Consider the following 3,805-nt stretch of genomic DNA (forward strand, 5'->3'; position numbering starts at 1 on the left):
TCGCCGGACCCCGGGTTCACGCTTCGATCAGGCCAGGCCGAGCGAGGCCTTGTAGAGCTTGACCTGCTTTTCACGGCCGATCTGGTCGGTGAGCTTTTCCCAGGCGGCGGCGATGGCATCGGCGCCTTCCTGTGCCTTCATCTTGCCGGCGAAGGTGTTGGCCAGAATGTCCTCGGCGGCGCTGTAATACTGGAAGATGCCGGGGATGCGTGGCTCGATCGCCGCGTTCGGATGGTTGTAGCTGTCGCCTTCCGACTTCAGGTACGAGGTGATGAAGGCCTCGTCGTAGCCGGCCGCCACCCATTCGGGAATGTCGAAATGCGAATTTCGGTAGGGCTGGAAGCCGGACGGATACATCGCCGTCCAGATCGACAGATCCTTGCCGCCGAGATGAGCGGCGGCGGACCATGCCGCCTTCTTCTTCTTCTCGTCCTTGTCGACGCGGGCCATGACATAGACGCCCCAGCCCAGATAGGCGCAGTTCGGCGAATAGTTCGGCCCGCTGGCGAGCTTCTCCCATTTGCCGGTCTTGGAATTGTAGACATCGTCCGAACCCGGCAGGATCGAGAAGCCGGTGACGTCGCCGATGACGGACGAATCGTTGGTCTTGACGTTGGAGCCGATGTCGCCCCACCAGGGGATCATCGAACCGGTGCCGGCCAGGAACTGCTGGAAGCCGGTCGTGTTGGGGTCGGCGTTGATCTGGTCCGCCGGTTCCGACGGCAGTGCGTCGATCACGTCCTGGATGGCGCGCACCCAGGCCGGATTGTTGATGCGCGGCTTCATCGTGTCGGCATCGAACAGCCATGCCTTGTCGTCGGGATGCTTGGCGTAGGCGGTGGCGCGGCTGCCGAGGAAGTAGAAGCCGAAACCGCCCCACGGCTTGGGCGCGTCGAGATAGCCGTAAACGTCCTGGCCCTTGAATTTCTTGCCCTTGAGGAACTTGGTAACGGCCTGCACCTGCTGCCAGGTCTTCGGTACGCCCCATTCGCCTTCACCGCCGCCATCCTTCCACTGCTTGGCGAGGTCGGCATCGGCGAACACGTCCGTGCGGTAGTTGAAATTGTGCGTGTCGCCGTCGATGGTAACGCGATACTGCTTGCCGTCCCAGGTCCCGACCGGCGGCTTCAGGTAGTTGACCAGGTCGTCGAAATCGATCTGCTTCTTGACCCAGTCGGGCATCTCCGAGGTCAGGCCCTTGCCGCAGACATCGCCTTCGAAGGGCGCGCCCATCTCGATGATGTCGAAGTCGACGGTGCCGGTGGCGATCGACTGCTGCAGGCGGGCATTGTAGTCGGCCTGCGCCAGGTCGATCCAGCTGATCTTGGCGCCGGTATAGGCCTCCCACGGCTTCAGGAAGCCGCGGAACAGCACATTGTGCAGGTTCTGGTTGTTGAGGCCCATGAATGTCAGCTCAACGCCGGCGAATTCGCCTTCCTTGACGTTGGCCTTGGTTGCATCGAGGCACAGTTCGCCCACCTTCTGGAAATCGGCATCGGTCGGCTGACCTTTGCCAACGCCCGGAATCTGCAGGATCTTCGAGCGCAGTTCGCTTGCGGCGGAGGCGGGACGCGTCAAGGCGCCGAGCCCGGCGCCGGATGCCGCAGCGATCGCGGCCATGCTGGCCGCGCCTTTCAAGACGTCGCGCCGTGTGGCGCCGGCACGGACCAGCCTATCGTAAAGACCTGTTCTCATCGACTATTCCTCCCAGAATAAGTGTGAATGGATGTGGCCACCTGTCGGACGCTGAAGCACCACGGTGCCACCGGCTCGGAAACGAATTAGGCAGGACCCCACCCTGCGTCGATTGAAATTCCTTGCGGATCGGTGCCGACATTTGACCAGCGCCCACCACTATTCTCGCAACCCAACGCCGTGTCAACGAGAACGGTTTTTATCTATAAGAGACCGACTTGCCCTGACAGGGCGCGTTGGTTAGCTTCTGCGCCTACGGCCAGTTGGAGCCGATGGGGGAGAGATGGCTCAAGTCGCAATCAGCAAGGTGGCCAAGGCGTTTGGAACCGTCAAGGTTCTGCACGAAGTCAGCGTCGACATCGCTGACGGACAGTTCGTGGTACTGGTCGGCCCCTCGGGTTGCGGCAAGTCCACGCTGCTCAGGATGGTGGCCGGGCTGGAGACCGTTTCCGGCGGCACGATCGCCATCGGCGACCGCGTCGTCAACCATTTGCCGCCGGCAAAGCGCGACATCGCCATGGTGTTCCAGAACTACGCGCTCTACCCGCACAAGACGGTCGAGCAGAACATGGCCTTTGCGCTCAAGCTGCGCAAAACCGACCCGGCCTTGGTCGCCGAGCGGGTCAAGCGCGCCGCCGACATCCTCGACCTCAACCCCTATCTGAAGCGCTATCCCCGGCAGCTGTCCGGCGGCCAGCGCCAGCGCGTCGCGATGGGCCGCGCCATCGTCCGCAATCCTCAGGTGTTCCTGTTCGATGAGCCGCTCTCGAACCTGGACGCCAAGCTGCGCGTACAGATGCGCACCGAGATCAAGGAACTGCACCAGCGGCTGAAGACCACCACGATCTACGTCACCCACGACCAGATCGAGGCCATGACCATGGCCGACAAGATCGTGGTCATGCGCGACGGCCGCATCGAGCAGATCGGCGCGCCGCTGGAGCTGTTCGACCGGCCGGCCAATCTCTTCGTCGCCGGCTTCATCGGCTCGCCGTCGATGAACCTGCTCAAGGGCGTTGTGCGAAAGGGCGACAAGCCAGGCGTCGACATATCAGGCACATTGTTTCCGATCGCCGACAATGCCGCGCAAGACGGGCAGGCCGTCGTCTATGGCGTGCGTCCGGAGCATCTGGAAATTCATCCCGACGGCGTGCCGGCGAAGATTTCGGTGGTCGAACCGACCGGCTCGGAGACGCTTGTGTTCCTGCGCTTTGGCGACCGCGAGATGGTGGCGCTGTTTCGCGAGCGCCACGACTTCAAGCCCGGCGACACGCTGACGCTGAAGCCCAGGCTCGAGCAGATTCATCTTTTCGATGCCGAGACCGGCAACCGTCTCTGATCTCAAACGGACTTCACGAGGACTATCATGCTCAAAGGCATCAATCCGCTGCTCAATGCCGACGTGCTCCAGGCATTGCGGGCGATGGGCCATGGCGATGACCTGATCATCGCCGACACCAATTTCCCCTCCGATTCGGTGGCGCGCCAGACGGCACTCGGCCGGCTGCTGCGCATCGATGCGTCGGCCGCGGACGTGGTGAAGGCAGTGCTGTCGCTTTATCCGCTGGATACGTTCGTCGACGACGCGGCCGCGCGCATGGAAATCGTCGGCAAGCCGGACGAGATCCCGTCCGTGCAGAAGGAAGTGCAAAAGGAAATCGACGCCGCCGAGGGCAAGCCCTGGCCGATGCTGCCGGTCGAGCGCTACGCCTTCTACGAGCGAGCCAAGCAGGCCTATTGCGTCATCCAGACCGGCGAACGCCGTTTTTACGGTTGCTTCGCCTTTCGCAAGGGCGTCATACCGCCGGATGCGGAGTAGCGATATGGCCGCCGTAAAGCCTGTCGTCATATTGGGCGTCTTCGTCGCCGACACCGCCTATCGTGCCGATCGCCAGCCGCGCATGGGCGAGACGATCCTCGGCAATTCGTTCAAGCTGGGCCCGGGCGGCAAGGGATCGAATCAGGCGGTGGCCGCCGGCAAGCTCGGCGCCGACACCACTTTCCTGACCCGGCTTGGCGTGGATGCTTTCGCCGACATGGCCAAGCGTACCTGGCAGGATGCCGGCGTGAAAAGCGCCGTCATCGACACGCCGGACAGCTACACGGGCGC

4 protein-coding genes are annotated in these 3,805 nt (G+C 62.9%); 3 read left to right on the forward strand and 1 reads right to left on the reverse strand.

All coding sequences use genetic code 11. The features are described from left to right. Positions 1-27: 27 nt before the first annotated feature. On the reverse strand, positions 28-1,695 hold the full coding sequence (locus C1D09_RS31815) for an ABC transporter substrate-binding protein (RefSeq protein WP_143977892.1): 1,668 nt from the start codon (positions 1,693-1,695) through the stop codon (positions 28-30). A 283-nt stretch (positions 1,696-1,978) separates the two neighbouring features. On the opposite strand from C1D09_RS31815, the gene C1D09_RS31820 reads away from it, so the two are divergent. The 3 genes from C1D09_RS31820 to C1D09_RS31830 form a co-directional block, all read left to right on the forward strand. Next, positions 1,979-3,034, forward strand: a complete 1,056-nt coding sequence (locus C1D09_RS31820; protein ID WP_143977893.1) for an ABC transporter ATP-binding protein — start codon at positions 1,979-1,981, stop codon at positions 3,032-3,034. Positions 3,035-3,061: 27 nt separating this feature from the next. Continuing rightward, a complete protein-coding gene (locus C1D09_RS31825; RefSeq protein WP_143977894.1) occupies positions 3,062-3,514 on the forward strand; it encodes an RbsD/FucU family protein in 453 nt (150 codons plus the stop codon). 4 nt (positions 3,515-3,518) lie between these two features. After that, on the forward strand, positions 3,519-3,805 hold a 287-nt coding region (locus tag C1D09_RS31830), incomplete at its 3' end, for a PfkB family carbohydrate kinase (RefSeq protein ID WP_246135952.1).

Origin of the sequence: Mesorhizobium intechi (genome assembly GCF_002879535.1) — a bacterium.
Lineage (GTDB): Bacteria > Pseudomonadota > Alphaproteobacteria > Rhizobiales > Rhizobiaceae > Mesorhizobium > Mesorhizobium intechi.